Source organism: Sphingobacteriales bacterium (genome assembly GCA_016699615.1).
GTDB lineage: Bacteria > Bacteroidota > Bacteroidia > Chitinophagales > JADIYW01 > JADJSS01.
Genome location: CP064984.1, coordinates 1,960,151 through 1,978,789, shown reverse-complemented (window position 1 = coordinate 1,978,789; position 18,639 = coordinate 1,960,151). Strand labels below are relative to the sequence as shown.

16 protein-coding genes and 1 pseudogene are annotated in these 18,639 nt (G+C 29.7%); 7 read left to right on the top strand and 10 right to left on the bottom strand.

Features of this window, described 5'->3' with window-relative positions:
• Nucleotides 1-3: 3 nt before the first annotated feature.
• Nucleotides 4-1,759: pseudogene (locus tag IPK18_09405) on the bottom strand (long-chain fatty acid--CoA ligase).
• 85 nt (nt 1,760-1,844) lie between these two features.
• Here IPK18_09405 and IPK18_09400 point away from each other — a divergent pair.
• Nucleotides 1,845-2,540, top strand: coding sequence for a methyltransferase (locus tag IPK18_09400; protein QQR97103.1), 696 nt, complete (start codon nt 1,845-1,847; stop codon nt 2,538-2,540).
• Between the two features lie 101 nt (nt 2,541-2,641).
• Nucleotides 2,642-3,223 (top strand): YceI family protein, encoded by a 582-nt coding sequence (locus IPK18_09395; GenBank protein QQR97102.1) that lies wholly within the window; start codon nt 2,642-2,644, stop codon nt 3,221-3,223.
• Nucleotides 3,224-3,776: 553 nt separating this feature from the next.
• Here the strand turns inward: IPK18_09395 and IPK18_09390 are convergent.
• The 3 genes from IPK18_09390 to IPK18_09380 are packed head-to-tail and all read right to left on the bottom strand — an operon-like array spanning nt 3,777 to nt 6,501.
• Nucleotides 3,777-5,081, bottom strand: a complete 1,305-nt coding sequence (locus IPK18_09390; GenBank protein QQR97101.1) for an efflux RND transporter periplasmic adaptor subunit — start codon at nt 5,079-5,081, stop codon at nt 3,777-3,779.
• 1 nt (nt 5,082) lies between these two features.
• Complete coding sequence (locus tag IPK18_09385; protein ID QQR97100.1) at nt 5,083-5,907, bottom strand: TolC family protein; 825 nt, start codon at nt 5,905-5,907, stop codon at nt 5,083-5,085.
• A gap of 15 nt (nt 5,908-5,922) precedes the next feature.
• A complete protein-coding gene (locus IPK18_09380) occupies nt 5,923-6,501 on the bottom strand; it encodes a TolC family protein (protein QQR97099.1) in 579 nt (192 codons plus the stop codon).
• A gap of 53 nt (nt 6,502-6,554) precedes the next feature.
• Between IPK18_09380 and IPK18_09375 the strand changes: the two genes are divergently transcribed.
• A complete protein-coding gene (locus tag IPK18_09375; GenBank protein QQR97098.1) occupies nt 6,555-6,983 on the top strand; it encodes a nucleoside deaminase in 429 nt (142 codons plus the stop codon).
• Here the strand turns inward: IPK18_09375 and IPK18_09370 are convergent.
• Entirely contained in the window at nt 6,980-7,738 is a 759-nt protein-coding gene (locus tag IPK18_09370) for a hypothetical protein (GenBank protein ID QQR97097.1), read from the bottom strand. The genes IPK18_09375 and IPK18_09370 overlap by 4 nt on opposite strands.
• Before the next feature lie 49 nt (nt 7,739-7,787).
• Nucleotides 7,788-8,228, bottom strand: coding sequence for a YiiD C-terminal domain-containing protein (locus IPK18_09365; GenBank protein ID QQR99325.1), 441 nt, complete (start codon nt 8,226-8,228; stop codon nt 7,788-7,790).
• An 83-nt stretch (nt 8,229-8,311) separates the two neighbouring features.
• On the opposite strand from IPK18_09365, the gene IPK18_09360 reads away from it, so the two are divergent.
• Nucleotides 8,312-9,928 carry a hypothetical protein gene (locus tag IPK18_09360; protein QQR97096.1) on the top strand — a complete coding sequence of 539 codons (1,617 nt, stop codon included), beginning with the start codon at nt 8,312-8,314 and terminating at the stop codon, nt 9,926-9,928.
• On the opposite strand, the gene priA is transcribed toward IPK18_09360, so the two are convergent.
• The 4 genes from priA to IPK18_09340 all read right to left on the bottom strand — a co-directional run bounded on the left by priA (nt 9,929) and on the right by IPK18_09340 (nt 15,157).
• Nucleotides 9,929-10,906: a primosomal protein N' gene (gene priA, locus IPK18_09355; GenBank protein QQR97095.1), complete on the bottom strand. Its 978-nt coding sequence runs from the start codon at nt 10,904-10,906 to the stop codon at nt 9,929-9,931. It lies immediately after the preceding gene.
• Between the two features lie 20 nt (nt 10,907-10,926).
• On the bottom strand, nt 10,927-12,366 hold the full coding sequence (locus IPK18_09350) for a DEAD/DEAH box helicase family protein (GenBank protein ID QQR97094.1): 1,440 nt from the start codon (nt 12,364-12,366) through the stop codon (nt 10,927-10,929).
• Nucleotides 12,367-12,396: 30 nt separating this feature from the next.
• Nucleotides 12,397-14,517: a methionine--tRNA ligase gene (metG, locus tag IPK18_09345; GenBank protein ID QQR99324.1), complete on the bottom strand. Its 2,121-nt coding sequence runs from the start codon at nt 14,515-14,517 to the stop codon at nt 12,397-12,399.
• A gap of 76 nt (nt 14,518-14,593) precedes the next feature.
• On the bottom strand, nt 14,594-15,157 hold the full coding sequence (locus IPK18_09340) for a GNAT family N-acetyltransferase (GenBank protein QQR97093.1): 564 nt from the start codon (nt 15,155-15,157) through the stop codon (nt 14,594-14,596).
• A 51-nt stretch (nt 15,158-15,208) separates the two neighbouring features.
• Between IPK18_09340 and IPK18_09335 the strand changes: the two genes are divergently transcribed.
• Genes IPK18_09335 through IPK18_09325 form a run of 3 tightly spaced genes read left to right on the top strand, consistent with a single transcriptional unit; the run spans nt 15,209 to nt 18,576 of the window.
• Complete coding sequence (locus IPK18_09335; GenBank protein QQR97092.1) at nt 15,209-16,246, top strand: TauD/TfdA family dioxygenase; 1,038 nt, start codon at nt 15,209-15,211, stop codon at nt 16,244-16,246.
• Between the two features lie 9 nt (nt 16,247-16,255).
• Complete coding sequence (locus tag IPK18_09330) at nt 16,256-17,161, top strand: bile acid:sodium symporter family protein (GenBank protein QQR97091.1); 906 nt, start codon at nt 16,256-16,258, stop codon at nt 17,159-17,161.
• Nucleotides 17,158-18,576: an amidase gene (locus IPK18_09325; GenBank protein ID QQR97090.1), complete on the top strand. Its 1,419-nt coding sequence runs from the start codon at nt 17,158-17,160 to the stop codon at nt 18,574-18,576. Before IPK18_09330 ends, IPK18_09325 begins: the two co-directional genes overlap by 4 nt.
• The last annotated feature ends 63 nt before the right edge of the window (nt 18,577-18,639 follow it).

Below are 18,639 nucleotides of genomic sequence, written 5' to 3'. Positions count from 1 at the left end.
TGTTTAATTATTATAAATTGATTGAATTAATATGTTATAATGTTGTGCTATTTTTTTTCGTTTTAATTTCATTGTTGCTGTAAGCATTTCATTTTCTACAGACCATGTATCATCTACCAACCTAAAATCTTTTACTTGCTCAATTTTTCCAAACGATGTGTTAAAATTAGCAATAATTTCTTTATATAACTGTATAACTTGTGTATTTTCAATTAATTCTTTATTAGATTCAATTGTAATATTATTGTTTTTAGCCCAAGTGTTTAGTTCTTCGAAGTTTGGTTGAATAATTGCTGAAATATATTTCTCGCCATCGCCAATGATTGCTACATTCTCTATAAAAAAAGATTCTTTTAGTTTATTTTCTAATGGTGATGGTGCCACATATTTTCCACCAGATGTTTTGAATAATTCTTTTTTTCTATCTGTTATTTTTAAAAATCCTTCTTTTGTAAATTCTCCAATATCTCCAGTTAACAACCAATTATCTTCATTAATACTTTCTTTAGTGGCTTGTTCATCTTTGTAGTATCCTAGCATTACACTTGGTCTTTTACTAAAATCTCTCCATCTATTTCTATTTTCACTTCTAATGACGGTAATGTTCTACCAACACATCCAGCTCTAAAATATTTTTTTCTAAAGGAATTACACTAACAACAGGTGAGCATTCTGTAAGTCCATAGCCTTCTAATACTGGAATGCCTGCGTTAGTAAAAATTGTTGCCAATCTTGGTTGCAATGGTGCTGAGCCACAAATAATTGCTTTTATATTTCCACCTAATGCTGTTCGCCATTTATTAAAAATCAATTTATCTGCAATTGAAAATTTAAGTGTATCAATAAAAGATTTACTTGTGCCAAGTGGTGCATTTTTTGCTAATTCTAATGCCCAGAAAAATATTTCTTTTTGTGTGTTTTCTAGCTTCTCTCCTTTCTTTACAATTTTCTCAAATACTTTTTCCAATAATCTTGGTACAGTTGTAAAATAGTGTGGTTTTACATCTATCAAATTATCAGAAATTGATTCTAAACCATCTGCGTAATATATAGATGCACATGCTGCAAAGTATGCATAATTAATAGTACGTTCAAAAACATGACACAAAGGAAGAAAACTTAATGTTCTGGCTCTTGGCTCTACTGTAATAATCTGTAAGGCATCTTTTACATTGGATACAATATTATGATGACTTAGCATTACGCCTTTTGGTATTCCTGTTGTGCCTGATGTATATATAATTGTAGCAACATCATTTGGTGCAATACTTTCTTTTGTATTATCTATTAATGTATTGTTTGCATCTACTAGCAATGTCTTCCAACATTTCACATTTTCTACTTCATCAAAACTAAATATATGTTGGATGGTTTCTGTATTCTGTGCTACTTCTCTTATCTTTCTGTGAATTATTTTATCAGATACAAATAGTGCCTTAACTTCTGCATGGTTGAAAATATAACTATAATCAGAAGCAGAAATGGTTGGATATATTGGCACTGTAATAACACCAATTTGCATACAAGCCAAATCTATAAATTGCCATTCTGGTCTATTTGTTGTGGCAATAACTGCAATTTTATCGCCTTTCACAAAACCTAGTTGCAACATTGCTGTACTTACTGAATTTGCATTATTGATTACATCTTGGGTAGAATAACTTGTCCAGTTTTTTTTATCTACTCTTCTTGCTAGACAAACTTCCAAGTTTGCTGTTTGCAGTTGATGCTGTATAATATCAAATATTCTTGTGTACAATTTCTGAATTGGGAAAACCGAAGATATAAAAATAATCTTAATTCATAAAAAAATATTGATGTACTTTTATAGCTTAAAAATTTAATTGGCTAATACTTATTTTAAATTCAAACAATTTACAATACATCAAGATAGATGTGCCATGAAAGTATGTACAGATTCATGTTTATTTGGTGCTTTGATTGAAATAGATAATAATGCAAAACACATTTTAGATATTGGTGCAGGAACTGGATTGTTGAGTTTGATGTGTGCACAAAAATCTACAGAAAATGTATATATTGATGGAATTGAATTTGTATCTGATGCATACCAACAAGCTAAAGAAAATGTGGCAAATACAGCATGGGCAAATCGTGTACAAATGCTACATGGAGATTTTTTCACTTATGATTTTACAAAAAAATATGATTTATTGATTTGCAATCCACCATTTTATCAGCAACAATATGCAACCAAAAATATTCATAATAATATTGCAAGGCACAATGAAAATTTTGATTTAATTCATTTCCTAGAAATTTGCAATAATATAAGCACAGAACAGGCACAAGTTTATCTTTTATTACCTTATTACAGAAGCATTGAAATAATAGAATTTTTACAAACACATCCTATTTGGCACATAAAAAACAACTATACTATATATAATAGAGCAGAAAAAACACCGATTAGAACTGTATTTGTAATTACAAAAATGTTAATAAAACAGTGTCTAGAAAAAACATCTATATATATGGTATTAATAATCAATACACAAGCGAATTTAAACAATTACTAGAGCCTTATTATTTATAATTTTGCATTTTTTAACTTTCACATTTAAAAAAATTGTCGTATATTTGTATATACAATTAATTATAAAAATCGAATTATTTACTTATGAAAAAATTATTATTTAGCGCGTTATTCTTCATTAGCATAGTATCATTTGGACAAACAGCAGTTGGTATAAACACAAAAACTAGCAAATTAGATTGGAAAGGAAGTAAAATTATTGGAAGCCATAATGGAAATGTAAATTTTAGTTCTGGAAAACTTTTTATAAAAAATGGTGTTTTAACTGGAGGTGAATTTGTAATAGATATGAACTCAATTACATGTACAGATATTACTGATGCAGGAACTAATGCAAAATTAATCGGTCATTTAAAAAATGATGACTTCTTTGCAACCGATAAGCATCCAACTGCGTCTGTAAAGATAACTAAGGTTGAAAAGCTGAAAAGCAAAAAAGGCACTTACAACATTAAAGCTGATTTAACGATAAAAGGAATAACTAATTCAGTAAGTTTTCCTGCTACGCTTACTAAGTCAGGTAATAAATATGTTGCAAAAGCTAACATGAATATTGATAGAACAAAATGGGATGTTAAATATGGTTCTGCTTCATTTTTTGAAAGTCTAGGTGATAAAGCAATAAAAAATGAAATAGAATTTGGAATTAGTTTAGAAAGTTTGTAACTTTACAGCATCATTGTTCTTTGCAAGAGGGAACAATGGGTTTTTCATAGTTTTATGGTTTTTGTGGTAAATCCTGTTCGAAAGAGCAGGATTTACCTATTTATGTAAAGTCACATCTCATTGTATGTCTAATTTTATGTATACTAAAAAATAATTTTACCCCTAATTTTATTCTTTCAGTTTTATTTTATTAAACTAATACAAAATTTATAAAGCACTAGTTCTCAAACATAAGAATAAAAATATATGGTTGGCAATATACGAAAATTTGTATAAATAAACAAGCATTATTCCCTTAGAAATTTAATTATCTTTTGATAATTAAGAAAATAATATTAAAATAGTCTAAAGACAAATGCTCTTTACTCAACAATGAATAATATATCAATTAATATACACTAAATATTTCTAGATTTTAATACTACGATATATACTATAGTTACATACATCAATAACTGTAGTATTTGTTTAAATAGGAAGAAAACGTGCTGAAACTAAGTGCTAAAAAATTGCCTTAACAATAAAATAAAATTAAAAACAAGATGCTGATAAATTATTCTTCATCTTCTTCAGTTGCTGCTGCTTGTTTTGTCTTTTCTGTGATTAGTTTAATTTTATCGCCACTTTTTAATTCTTTATTGATGGTGTTGTATGGTCCAGAAATTACAGTTTCATTTCCATTCAAACCTTCTAAAACTTCAATATAAGTATCATTTTGAATACCTGTTTTTATCAATTTCATTAAAGCTGTGTTTTTATTTTCAATAAACACAACTTCTTTTGTTTCTATACTACCATTTATCAAAGTATCTTTTGCAATTACTGCTTGAATTGGAACTGCAATTACATTTTCTTTTGTTTTAGTTTTTATTTCTACTGTAGCAGACATACCTGGCAAAAATGGTTTATTATTCTCAGCAAATAAATCTTCATATGATTTTCTATCAATAATAATTTTTACTACAAAATTTGTTGATTGGTCTGAACTTAAAACTGCGCCGCTGGCTCCTTTTGATGTATTTGAAACTTCGCTTACATATCCAGAAAACTTTCTATCTAAATAAGCATCTACTTCAACGTCTGCGATGTCTCCTTTTTTTACTTTAATAATTTCGCTTTCACTCACATCAATTCTCACTTCCATTTGATCAAAATTTGCAATGCGCATCATTTCAGTTCCAGTCATTTGCAAAGTACCAACTACCTTCTCTCCTTTTTTTACATTCAACAATGATACTATACCAGACATTGGTGCATAGATTGTCGTTTTATTGAGATTATTTTTTGCATCTTTTATAGATGCAGCAACAGATTTGGTAGTGTATTGTGCTGCTTTTATGCCATCTTTTCCTGCATTAAATTCTGCCTGAGCTGATTTGTATGCTGTTTCAGCCTGTTCTAAATCTGATTTTGATGTAATTTTTTTATCATATAAATTTTTAGTTCTATCATATGCAGTTTTCGCGTTTAGCAATTGTGCTTCTGCAATTTTTAATCTTGATTGTAATGTAACTTCGTTTGCTTTAGCATTATTTAAGTTTGCTTGTGCCTGTTCTACATACGCAGCATAACTTTCTGCTTGTATTCTTGCTAGTATTTGACCTTGCTGCACAATATCGCCTTCTGCAACATACAATTCAATAATTTCTCCAGATACATCAGAGCTTATTTTTACTTCTTCAACAGGATAGATTTTCCCACTTGCAGCAACAGTTTGCACAATAGTTTGCTTGCCTATTTTCTGCATTTCTACTTCAATAGCTTCGTTCTTTTTTTTGTTTTTACCTACAAGTAAAGCAACAATAATAACAATGGCTGTCAATGCAATTAACAAATATAATAGTCTATTTTTTTTCATATTACTCTAATGATATATTTTTACCTTGATAAAATTCTAATAATTTTTTATTAAATAAATACTCATATTTAGCTTGCGTCCAACGTGATTGCGCACCAATAAGTGTGTTTTTTGCTAAGTTGAGTTCTAATTGTGTAGACATTCCTTCTTTTACTCTTTCTGCTGCAATATCATATGATTGCTGAGAAGCCAAGTATGCTTTTTGTGTGGCAAAATAGTTTTCTTCTGCAGTAATCGTTTTGATATATGCTTGCTGAATATTATTGTTCAACTCAATAGTTGATATTTGTTTGTTTAATTCTGCAATTGCAATTTGTTTGGTAGCTTGCTGCACAGCAAAGCGCACAGTATTTTTATTATATATTGGAATTGTTAGTCCTACGCCAAAACTATAATTTAAAAAGTTTTTTAGTTGTGGAAAATATTTTGTTTTAATGGTATTATATTGTGTTTCTGGTATCAATACTTTTTGCAAAGTACCTTCTACAAAACCAATTGGTGTATAATTTCCTGTAAGCATTTGTGCAGAAGTAGAATTCTGATTAGTATAAAATGTATTGATATTGCCTAAAAAATTGAGTGTAGGATAATTGCTAGCTTTTGCAATTTGAATATTTTTCTTTGCACTTTGTATTCTAAAATCGTGTGTTAAGATTTCTGGTCTATTTTCTACTGCAACAGCAAATACATCAGCAGCTTTTGGAATATCTCCAGTTTGTACATTTTCTACTAAAATTGGCACAACTACATCAATATCTTTATTTAAGTCCACTTGAAGTATATTTTTGAGTGTAAGCAAAGCCATATCATGTTGACTTTTTGCCATTGTGATATTGGCATCTTATGTAGCTAATTGCACTTGAATGTCTATTAGATTACTTTCTGGCAGTGCACCAGCTTCTATCATAGCTTCGGTTCTTGCTTTTTGCTCTAGTGTAGATTGTTGTTGTGTTTTATTTTGTGTTAATTGTTCTTTTGCGTTTAAAATATTAAGATATGCTGTTAAGATTTGCATTTGCAAATTTGTCTTCAATGCTTCATTATCTAATTCTAATGACTTTAAATCTATTTTAGATTTTTGGATTTGGTTTTTTGTAAGTAAGCCGTCAAAAATATTTTGTTGAATATTCAAATTATAATCTTGGTAATGCACCAATTGATTAACATATTCATTTTGAAAATAGTTGTAGTTTTTTCCTATTCTAAAATTATAATTAGATTGTGCGTTGATGTTTGGTGTGTAATTAAAAGTATTCTTCTTGACTTCTATTTCAGCAACTTGTTTATTAATACTTCCTAACTTAAGCTGGATGTTATTTTCCAAAGCATATTCAATACATTTATTCCAATCCCAAATTTCTTGTGCATTAGCAAAAACTATAGAAATGATAAAATATAGAAAGAAAATATTTTTTTGCATGTGCAAAATTAAAAAATTAATTTAGCAAAGGTATATTAAAAATAGTATTGCAAATGCATTCTGATAAATATTTTATTGAAGAAACCTTAAAAATAGCAAATGCAATTGGACTAAAAGATGAAGTGCCTGTTGCTGCGCTCGTTGTTGTTGATGGCAAAATAATAGGAAAAGGCAACAACCAAGTAGAAATGCTACAAGACCCAACGGCACATGCAGAAATGATAGCAATAACTGCTGCCTGTCATTATATTGGTAGCAAATATCTTAGTCAAGCCACATTGTATGTAAGCTTGGAACCATGTGCTATGTGCAAAGCTGCTATTGCGCATGCGCAGATAAAAAGAGTAGTATTTGCCACAAAAGACACATCAAGCAACAAAAATAATACTGAATATATACTTTTAGATGATGCATCTATACAACAAGATGCTAGCCAAATGGTTAGTCAATTTTTTAAGCAAAAAAGAAAGAATAAATTTTAATCTTCTATCATTGTTTCTGTTCCAACTACACGTTCATAAGCTATATATACTGCAATCATACTAACTGGCATAGACACTAACAAACCTACACCAAGTGCTAATGCACCTAAAATATTTATACCAAATATCATGAAAAAGAAACCTATCCAGTTTGGTAATTTAATTTTTATGATTTTTGCGCTATTCATTAATGCATCTATTGCACGCATATTTTTGAACCAAAGTAAATTAGGTGCAAATATTAGCAAAACACCAATGGCGATTGCAATAAAAAAGACAAAAACCATAAATAATACTAAAAATATTAACCCACTACCTATTGGATTTTGTATGCTTGATATTCCAAAAATTAACCAATATATGGCAAATGGTATAGCAACAATAGGAATTACAAGAAATAATACAACTAAAAGCTGTACAATATAATATATAATAATATCTAAAAACCTATCATATCCATCAAAGAAATTTTTGAATGTGTATGTCTGGTTTTTTAAGATTTTGTTTGCAACAATAAATGCACCAAAGCCCAATGGAACTAACAATACAGACACAACAAACTGTAGTGATTGATTCTTACTCATTAATGATGAAACTACTAAATACAACAATGTATACAATATATAATTTAATGCATTACTCTTAAATATTTCAAATGCTTCGGTAATATATCCTGCTGAGTCTGTTTCATAGCCATGTTGAATTATTTCATCTACTTCTTTAGTAGCTTGAGTTTTTAGAGATGTATTTTCCATAATAATATAATTTTCTAGATTAAAGTTATGATTTTATATTGGTTATATATTATTTTATTCTGACATAAACTACTTTCTCCACTTTTGCTATCGTTTCGTTTGCATCATTAACCACTTCTGTATAAAATGTAAAATTGCCTTTGCCTTCAATATCTACTTTTTCTTTAATTTGTTGTATTTCTGCCTCACTGATAGAAAAAGTTGCATACACAGCTTTCAAACCTGGTTTTTTAAATTCTATAGATGCTGCCTTGTCCCAAACTATATAACCTTTGCCCAAATGCTCCATCAAAATAAACATATAAAATGGATCGCACATGCTGTACAATGAGCCACCAAAATGTGTGCCTACCAAATTTCTGTTCCAAAAGTGCATCTTCATTTGCACTGTAATGCTTGTATAATTTTCATTTATTTCTTTTATAGAAATGCCAGCACCTAAATATGGTGGATAAAGATTGATTAATTTGGTTGATTTTCTTAAATTCATCATAAAAATTTGATTAAATATAAAAGTAATTCTGTACTTTGTATAATATCAAAATATAAATATTTATCTTAGACGTTTCATATATGACAAAGCATTTCGCACTTATTATTGTTTTAGTTTTTTGCTATTTTGGAATACACGCCCAGCAACAGAATTTACCATTAAATTTTGATTGGAACAATAGAGTTCAACGTTTTATCTCAGAAGATAAAAGATTGCATACTGCCATCAAACCTTATTTACAAAGCGAACTTAATGATGTTTCTATTGACACATTAAATGAACTAGGCATGCCTGATTCTTTGCAAGCTGGTTTCAAATTTGGACTAACAAGTGGTGATATGATTTCTTTTAGAGCAAAGAAAAAAAGAAATGTTTATTTATCTATCAATCCAATTGTAGATATGCAAGTTGGATATAATATTAATGATAAAGAATTAGCATATACAATTGGTTATGGTGCGCAAGCAAATTTTGATTTAGGTAAAAAACTATCTTTATCTTTTACTTATCAAGGTGTGCTTGAAAATTTCTTACCACAAATTACATCTTATGCAAAAACATATGGTGCGCTTACTGGCTATCGTGGTGTAGATTTTAAAGGAAATACTTTGCGCTCACAACAACTTTCTGGCTATATTTCATTTAGTCCAAACAAACATTTTAATCTACAGGTTGGTAATGACAAAAACTTTTGGGGCGATGGTTATCGAACATTTTTTATAGGCGACAATGCATCTAACTATCCATATGTGAAATTATCTACAAACTTTTGGAGAATAAAATACACCTACCTTCTAAATTTTATGAGATATGGCGAAGTGAATGGCTTTAATGTTGACAACAATCGCAATAATTTTAAAACAAAATATGGTTCATTCCATTATTTGAGTGTAGATGTTGCAAAATGGTTTCAGTTTGGTTTTTTTGAAGGCGTTACTTGGTTTCATGAAGATTCTAGTAGAGTGCGTGGTATAGAATTTTCATATTTAATTCCAAATTTATTTGTACGTCCTGTTGAGTTTGCTTTAGGCTCACCTGATAACGTAGTGCTTGGATTAAACTTAAAATTCAAACCTTCAACAAAAAATGACATTTATGTACAAATTGTATTGGATGACATGGACGTGGCAAAAGCCAGACGTGGACGTGGTTTTTATAGAACTAAAGTTGCTGCTCAAATTGGATTTAAGTCTTACGACTTATTTAAAGTAAAACATTTAGATTTCTTGACTGAAATGAATGTGGTGCGTCCGTATGTGTTTGCACACAAAGTGCCTGCACAAAATTATACGCATTTCAATCAATCATTAACACATCCATTAGGTGCAAATTTTTGGGAAAATATTACTATTATATCTTATTGGCATAAACATTGGCAAGCAAGTGCAAAAGTACAATTTGCACGCAAAGGTTTGGATGGCATTGCAGAACATAATGGTAGCAATATCTTTGTTTCTGACTTTATTATTGCTGCAGATTTGAATGAAGCATATGGCAATAAATTTTTACAAGGCATTAAAACAAACATTACAAATATTGAATTGCGTGGTGGTTATTTATTAAATCCTAAGATAAACTTAGGCTTAGAATTAGTATATAACTATAGAAATATTAAAAATGACTATGCTAAACAAAACTATAATTATTTTGGCGTAGCACTTCGTACAAATATCTTCAATAGATATAGTGATTTCTAATTACAATACATCTACATCTTTTATTACAATACAGTTTTTATATTTTTGATATTGATTCAATGACTGTATGTGATGATTTAACTCATTTTTTATAGTGTGTAATTGGGCAAAATGTGCTCTTGGAATTTTGATTAATATTTCTCTGATGTATAAATTATTTATCTTCTGAAATATTGGTTTTACTGGACCTTTTATCCAATTGCCAAATTTATTTTTTAATTGTACTACCAAATAATTGGCTGCACTATCTGCTGTATTTATTTCTTTATGCTTGAGTGTAATTTTTATTAATCTTGAATAAGGTGGATACAAAAATTCTTTTCTTTCTTGAATTTGTGCGTTATAAAATGTATTGAAATTTTGATTTTTAATTTCATTAATTATTGGATGCATGATATTGCTTATCTGAATCATGACTGTGCCTACAATATCTTTTCTGCCTGCTCTTCCGCTTACTTGTGTAAGTAATTGATAGGTTTTTTCTATTGCTCTAAAGTCTGGAAAATACAAAAGATTATCTGCATTGAGCACACCAACTAATTGTACATGTTCAAAATCTAAACCTTTGGTGACCATTTGTGTGCCTACTAAAATATCAAATTCTTTGTTTTGGAATGCATGGATAATTTTCTCATGTCCGTGTTTGTTTTTCACTGTATCATAGTCCATTCTTCCTATTTTTGCCTCTGGAAAAATAGCTTTTAAATCTTCTTCTATTCTTTCTGTGCCTATGCCTTTTTGTTGCATTTCGTTGCTACCACATGCTTTGCAAATACTTGTATGTGTTTCTGTGTATCCACAATAATGGCAACGCAAGTCGTTTGTATATTTATGATATGTCAATGTAATATCACAATTTTTGCACATTGGTATCCAATCGCAGATTTTACAACTTAGAAATGGTGCGTAGCCACGTCTGTTTTGAAATAATATCACTTGCTTTTGTGCATTTAGTGTTTCAATTATTTTATTTCTCAATGCGAATGTAATTCCACTAACTATTTGTTTGTCTTTTGTGCTTGTTTTAAATCAACAAATTGAATATTTGGCAATGGTACATTATTGTATCTACATGTTAGTTCTACTAATTCATATTTAGATTGTTTGCAATTGAAATAAGATTCGAAGCTTGGTGTTGCTGAACCTAAAACGATATTTGCTTGATGCATTTTTGCTAAATACAAAGCTGCATCTCTGGCGTGGTAACGTGGGTTTGGCTCTTGTTGTTTGTAGGATGCATCATGTTCTTCATCAACAATTATTAAATCTAATTTTTGAAATGGCAACAACAACGCAGAACGTGCTCCAACAATAATTTTTATTTCATTATTTAAAACTTTATTCCAAATTTCTACTCTTTCTGTATTGCTTAATTTTGAATGATAGACTGCAATATTACCTAGCCAATTTTTTAATCTTTGTATTAATTGTGTGGTTAGTGCAATTTCTGGCAATAGAAATAATGTTTGTCCTTCTTTATTTTCTAATTGTTTTATTAATTGAGTATATATTAATGTTTTCCCACTTGATGTAACACCATGCAACAATACTGTTTTTTGTTCAGCAAAATGTTCTTGTATTTTTATTAGTGCATCTTGTTGTACTGTGCTTAATGTAAATTGATTTTTTTCGTCATTGTCTATCTCAATTCTATCTACTTGTAATTCTTTTATATCAAATATTTTTTTATCTATCATGGCATTTAGTGCAGCATAGTTTGCGTTACTTCTTTCCAATAATATTTTTCTATTTACAAGTTCTGATGTTTTACTTAATTCTATATAAGCTAATAATATTTGCTCTTGCTTGGCTGCTTTTTTTACTAAATCAAATGCTTCTGCACGTTTTGATATTGGTTTAAATTCTGCTGACCATTGAATAAAAGATTCGATTTTGGGTTTGTATTTTTCTTCAACTTTTTCTTCAATATATAATAATTTATGTTGTATTAATTCTTTGATGACTTTGTATGTCGTTTTTTTCTGAAGTATGTTTTGTATGTCTTTTTGCTTTAGCTTTTCTTGAAACTCAAATGCTTCGCATACTAAAAATGCATCATCACTCAATTCTACATCTTGATAATTTATTTCTTTATTACTTACATAAATAGTTTCGCTGTCTAGTTTTAGATAAGCTGGCAATGATGCTTGCATTACATCACCTAATGTACACATATAATATTGTGCTATCCATTTCCAAAACTCAAGTTGTGTAGTGCTTACAATTTCATGTTCGTCTATTACTGCAACAATTTCTTTTGGTATATATTCTTTTGGTGGTTCGTCTAAAATATTTAATATAATTGCTGAGTATATTTTGTATTTCCCAAATTGAATTTCTACACGTTTTCCTACTTTAATATTTTCTTCTAAATGTGTGGGAACAGCGTATGTATAATTTTTTGGTAAGGCTAATGGCAGTACTACTTCAACATACATATTATATTGTATCAGTTGCTCCATCAATAATTATCTAATTTCCATGCCTGCATTTGTGTTTGCCTCTACAAAATATAATTTGCCATTTTCATCTTCTGCCATTAATATCATTCCATTGCTTTCTATGCCACGCAATTTTCGTGGTGCTAAATTTACGAGCACACTTACTTTTTGTCCTACAATATTTTCTGGTGCAAAATGCTCTGCAATGCCTGATACAATAGTTCTTTGCTCAATTCCAATATCTACTAATAATTTTAATAATTTATCAGCTTTGGGAACTTTTTCTGCTTCTACAATAATTCCTGTTCTGATATCCATTTTCGCAAAATCATCATAAGTAATTTCAGACTTGAGATCTGAGAATTGAGAATTTTCTTTTGTGTCGTTATTATTTTGAACTTGATTCAATGATTGCTGTAATTTATTTACTTGGAATTGCACTTGATCGTCTGTTATTTTTTCAAATAATAATTGTGTTGGATTTAATGCATCACCATTTAATTGATAATTAAATGGATTATTATCTTGCACATTTGCATTCAACATTTGAAATATTTTTTCTGCTGTTTTTGGCAACAATGGTTTTGATAATACTGCCAATGCATATACCCAATCTAATGCAACTGCTAAAATATCTTTTGTTTTGTCGGGTTCTGTTTTTACTAATTTCCAAGGTTCTGTATCTGCTAAAAATTTATTTCCACTTCTTGCGAATGACATTAATTCTTGCAATGCATCTTTAAACTTAAATTGTTCAATATTTTTACCTATTGCTTGTTCCGTTTCTATAATTGTTTTGTATAAAATAGAATCATCTTGATGCATGGTTTGTCTAAAAGCATGGTCAATTTTCCCTTCATAATATTTATGAATTAAAGTAACAACTCTGTTTACAAAATTTCCATAAGTAGCCACCAATTCATTATTTACTCTGTCTTGAAAATCTTGCCAAGTAAATTCTGCGTCTTTGTTTTCTGGCATATTTGCTATCAAACAATATCTCAATTCATCTTCTTTATTTGGAAATTCTTCTAAATACTCATGTAGCCAAACTGCCCAATTTCTGGATGTAGAAATTTTATTTCCTTCCAAATTCATAAATTCATTTGCTGGTACATTTTGTGGCAAAATGTATTGCGCTGTTGTTTTAAGAATGGCAGGAAATGTAATGCAATGAAATACGATATTATCTTTCCCAATAAAATGCGTCAACTGTGTATTTTCATCTTGCCAATAATTTTTCCATTCATCTTTAGATTTGTTTTTTATTTTATCTGAAAAATTATTTGGATAAGCGAACTTAAAATTATTTTCTTCTATTTCAGTAAACAATTGTTTTGTAGCAGAAATATATCCAATTGGTGCATCGAGCCAAACGTATAAAACTTTGCCTTTGCTACCATCTAATTCTTCTGGCACAGGAATTCCCCAATCTAAATCGCGTGTCATTGCTCTTGGTCGCAAGCCATCATTTATCCAGCTTTTACATTGTCCAATTACATGTGCTTTCCAATTATACTTTTCACTTACATCTTCCAACCATTTTTTTATTTCATCTTGTTGTTGGTCTAATTTCAAATACCAATGCTTTGTCTTTTTTAAAATTGGTGTTGAGTTTGTTAGTGTAGATCTTGGGTTGATTAAATCTGTTGGATTTAATGTACTGCCACATTTCTCACATTGATCACCATAAGCATTTTCGTTGCCACATTTTGGGCAAGTGCCAATAATATATCTATCTGCTAAAAACTGATTGGCATCTACATCATAATACTGTTCGCTTTCGATAATATCAAATGCATTTTTATTGTTTAATACTCTAAAGATTTCTTGTGAAGTATCATGATGAATTGGCTCTGATGTTCTATGATAGATATCAAATGCAATTCCAAATTTTTCAAAACTGTTTTTAATTATTTCGTGGTATTGGTCAATAATTTCTTTTGGTGTTTTATTTTCTTTTTTTGCTTTGATGGTAATTGCTGCTCCATGTTCATCACTTCCGCAGACAAAAATCACATCTTCATTTTTTAGTCTTAAATATCTTGCATAAATATCTGCGGCAATATAAGCACCAGCTAAATGACCAATATGTAATGGACCATTGGCATAAGGTAAAGCTGCTGTTATTGTATGTCTTTTTGGCATTTTCATGTTGCAAATATAAAGAATATAGTTGCATTTTTTTGATTATATAATTGCGTACTTATATTATATAATAATTCTATTTTATATTATTTTCTATGCTATATAAATATGTATCTACACTTATATTTTGATAATTTTTATAAAGATTGTGTACTGTACCTTCGTAATGCATACCACATTTTTGCATAATTTTTTCACTCTGCATATTTTCTACATGACATCTTGCAATAATTTTAATTATATCTAATTCACTAAAAATAAAGTTTATTCTATTTTTTACAATATTGGTAACAATACCTTTATTTTCACTATCACTATCAATCCAATAAGCTAACTCTACTGTCTTTTTTTTCCAGTCAATGTCTTTAATATTAAAATGTCCTATAATTTCTTGTTCATTAAAAATCATGTAAGCAAACTCTTGACATTTATTCCACAGTTTTATTTTTTCATCAATATATATTTTTGTATTCTCTATTGATTCATTTTTTTTGAGCAATGAAGGAAAATGATTTTGTAGTCTATCAAAATTCTTCCGAACTAACTGAAAAAAAGCTTCTTCGTATCCTTTTTGATATGGTTTTAAACATATTTTATCTTGAATTTGAACACAATCTCTTGCTATGGATTTTTTTATCATTTATCTGTAAAATAAAAAAATTTAATTAAATTTATCTATATTTAATTACTTATGAATCAATCTTTTTTAGACAATAAGCTTTCACTACCACTAGTAATACAACCACAGCAAAATGCTTCTTTGAAGTATCTAAATGATTGGATACAAGAAAACAAACAGCAAATTGATGCTAATATTACAAAATATGGTGCGGTTTTATTTCGTGGATTTGATGTACAATCACCTACACATTTTGAGCAAATAGCAATGGCTGTAGATAATGATTTAAAAAATGATTACATGGGAACTTCGCCAAGAGACAAAAAAACAGATTATGTTTTTTCTGCAAGCGAGTTGCCTCCACATTATCCAATTATGCAACATTGCGAAATGAGTTTTTTACCATCTGCACCACGAAGATTATTCTTTTATTGCCACACAGCACCACCATTTGGTGGCGAAACACCAATTTGCGATTTTAGAAAAGTATATCAAAATATCAATCCAGAAATAAGAAGAGAATTTGAACAAAAAGGCGTGCAACACATCAGAAATTATGCATCTCCAAATTCAAAATCAAGATCTGGATTTCAACTAAAAAGTTGGTATGATATGTTTCATACTGATGATAAAAAGTTGGTAGAATCAAAATGTAAAGAACATGATATTATTTGTGAATGGAAAGAAAATGATGGCTTGAGAATGACCAATAAAAGCAGTGCGTTTAAACAACATCCAATTTCTAATGAAATGGTTTGGTTTAACCACACTCAAGTATTTCATATTGATGCAGCTGCCATAGAATATGAATATATACATAAACGACAAAAAAGATGGGATACTTTTAAAACCAATCTATTTTTAGATTTAATGACTTGGTATAAAAAGAAAAAACTGAATCCATTTGAACAAAGTATGCATGTAACATTTGGCGATGGCTCAGAAATACCTACAGCTTATGTGCAACATATACAAGATGTAATTTGGCAAAATCTATCCATCTATGCTTGGAAAAAAGGTGATATTATTTGTATTGATAATTTTTCTACTTCACATGGTAGATTGCCATATTATGGTGATAGAGAAGTAATGGTTTGTTGGACATCATAGGAACATTCATTGAGTGAAATAGATAATATAATCGTAAATTTCTCAGAAAACTTCTGGTTGCTAAGTTTTTGCTTAGGCTTTATCATGTTTAGCATTGCTTTAGATTTAAAAAAAGAAGACTTTACACAACTATTAAAAAATCCAAAAGCTGCGTTAGCTGGTGCGCTTTCTCAATACATTGTATTTCCAATACTTACTTTTATTCTTGTTAAGCTTATTCAGCCACATCCAAGTATTGCATTAGGTATGATTTTGGTTTCTGCTTGTCCTGGTGGTACTATTTCAAATTTCATTACACATACTGCAAAAGGCAATGTAGCACTTTCTGTAAGCCTTACTGCTTTCTCTACAATAATAGCACCATTAACTACACCACTATTATTCTCATTTTATGCTAGTTTGGATACCAATACAGCTCATTTAATGAAAGACATACGAATAGATTTTTTTGAAATGCTAAAAAATGTATCTATACTACTATTAGTACCAATGCTTATTGGCATTGCATTTAATTATAAATTTCCGGCATTTACCAATAAAATTAAAAAACATGTAAAAAGAGTTGCATTACTAATATTTATAGCATTTTTATTTTTTGCAATAAAGGCTAATTTTCAAATTTTCTTAAAACATATACACTATGTTTTATTTATTGTTTTCATACAAGATATTATTGGGTTTTTCTCAGGATTTTATATTGGCAAGTTGATGCGACTTCCATACGAAGATTGCAAAGCAATTTCTATAGAAACAGGCATTCACAATGTAGGATTAGGTTTAATATTAATTTTTACATTCTTTGGTGGTTTGGGTGGAATGGCTTTGATTACAGCATGGTGGGGAATTTGGCATATATTTGCTGGTATGGCATTAGCATATTATTGGAAAAATAAAGCAACTAAAAAAAGTATATGAAAGAATTGCACGCATTTGATATTGGAATTTTAGGCGATTTAGATGCTACTGCTGTAGCTCAAAGAATAGAAAAGAAAGAATTTACATCAAAAGAAGCTGTAACATGTGCTATTGAACGTGCTAAAGAAATAGACAAACAACTGAATGCAATTGTAACACCTTGTTTTACGCATGCAATTGAAAATTCTACCAAAACAAATAGTGGTATTTTTGCTGGCGTACCTACGTTTATAAAAGATTTGAATGATGTAAAAGGCATTCCAAGTTACAAAGGTTCAGCTGCCTTCAAAACAAAACCTGCCGTAAAAAATGACAAAATAGTAGACCAAATTTTAGCTATCACAGGTAGTATTATATTAGGAAAAACATCTACTTCTGAGTTTGGGTTGCTACCATGTGGCGAAACTTTGCAACATGGAGAAACAAGAAATCCTTGGAATACTGCGCATTCAACTGGTGGTTCATCTGCTGGTTCTGCAGCATTGGTTGCAGCTGGCGTTGTGCCATTTGCTCATGCATCAGATGGTGGTGGCTCTATTAGAATTCCTGCATCATGTTGTGGCTTAGTTGGCTTAAAACCATCAAGAGGCAGAAATATAATGTCAATCTCTGAAGTAGCGCCAATTGATATTGCCCAAGATGGCATTTTAAGTAGAACTGTGAGAGATAGTGCGAGATATATTGCTGGATTAGAAAAATACCATCATAATTCAAAATTAAATCCTATTGGTTTGATAGAATATGCTGGGAAAAAGAGATTGAAAATTGGTATGTTCACGCACTCGTCAACTGGTGTAGATAGCCACACAGATGTTGTAGATACAGTTTTGAATACTGGAAAAATGTTAGAAGCACTTGGGCATCATGTTGAGTATATTAATAATCCATTTGAGCATAAAGTAACAAGAGATTTTTTGGTGTATTGGTCTTTTCTGGCGTTTGGTACTTTTATTACAGAATATATGTCTAATGGATTGTCTTTTAATCATCTTAAAACTGCAAAATTCACAAAAGAATTAGGTACAATTTTCCCTTTGCTTTCTTTGCGTGCGTTTAGTAGTATTAAACATTTAAAAAATCACACACATGAATATCATACAATTTTAAACGAGTATGACCTTTTGCTGAGTCCAACATTATCACATCCAGCTCCTAAAATTGGTCATTTTGGTACTGACGTAGACTCATTAGAAATAATTATGAAACTAAATGCATATGTGAATTTTACAACCACACAAAATATTACTGGCGCGCCTGCAATTTCTTTGCCATTAGGCATTAGCAAAGATGGATTGCCAATTGGTGTTCAGTTAGCATCTAAAGTTGGTGATGAAAAGACATTGCTTGAAGTGGCATTTGAATTAGAAGCATCAAATCCATTTTATACATTAAATTATTTTTCTAAAAAAAATTAATTTCTACTCAATTTTTTTGTTTTAATGTAAACTAATGATTAATTTTAGATTTAATAATCATTA

Excerpts from the sequence above, each read along its gene's own strand:
- IPK18_09395 (QQR97102.1), top strand. The coding sequence starts at position 2,642 with ATGAAAAAATTATTATTTAGCGCGTTATTCTTCATTAGCATAGTATCA.
- IPK18_09390 (QQR97101.1), bottom strand. The coding sequence starts at position 5,081 with ATGAAAAAAAATAGACTATTATATTTGTTAATTGCATTGACAGCCATT.
- IPK18_09385 (QQR97100.1), bottom strand. The coding sequence starts at position 5,907 with ATGGCAAAAAGTCAACATGATATGGCTTTGCTTACACTCAAAAATATA.
- IPK18_09380 (QQR97099.1), bottom strand. The coding sequence starts at position 6,501 with ATGCAAAAAAATATTTTCTTTCTATATTTTATCATTTCTATAGTTTTT.
- IPK18_09375 (QQR97098.1), top strand. The coding sequence starts at position 6,555 with ATGCATTCTGATAAATATTTTATTGAAGAAACCTTAAAAATAGCAAAT.
- IPK18_09370 (QQR97097.1), bottom strand. The coding sequence starts at position 7,738 with ATGGAAAATACATCTCTAAAAACTCAAGCTACTAAAGAAGTAGATGAA.
- IPK18_09365 (QQR99325.1), bottom strand. The coding sequence starts at position 8,228 with ATGAATTTAAGAAAATCAACCAAATTAATCAATCTTTATCCACCATAT.
- IPK18_09360 (QQR97096.1), top strand. The coding sequence starts at position 8,312 with ATGACAAAGCATTTCGCACTTATTATTGTTTTAGTTTTTTGCTATTTT.
- IPK18_09350 (QQR97094.1), bottom strand. The coding sequence starts at position 12,366 with ATGTATGTTGAAGTAGTACTGCCATTAGCCTTACCAAAAAATTATACA.
- metG (QQR99324.1), bottom strand. The coding sequence starts at position 14,517 with ATGCCAAAAAGACATACAATAACAGCAGCTTTACCTTATGCCAATGGT.
- IPK18_09340 (QQR97093.1), bottom strand. The coding sequence starts at position 15,157 with ATGATAAAAAAATCCATAGCAAGAGATTGTGTTCAAATTCAAGATAAA.
- IPK18_09335 (QQR97092.1), top strand. The coding sequence starts at position 15,209 with ATGAATCAATCTTTTTTAGACAATAAGCTTTCACTACCACTAGTAATA.
- IPK18_09325 (QQR97090.1), top strand. The coding sequence starts at position 17,158 with ATGAAAGAATTGCACGCATTTGATATTGGAATTTTAGGCGATTTAGAT.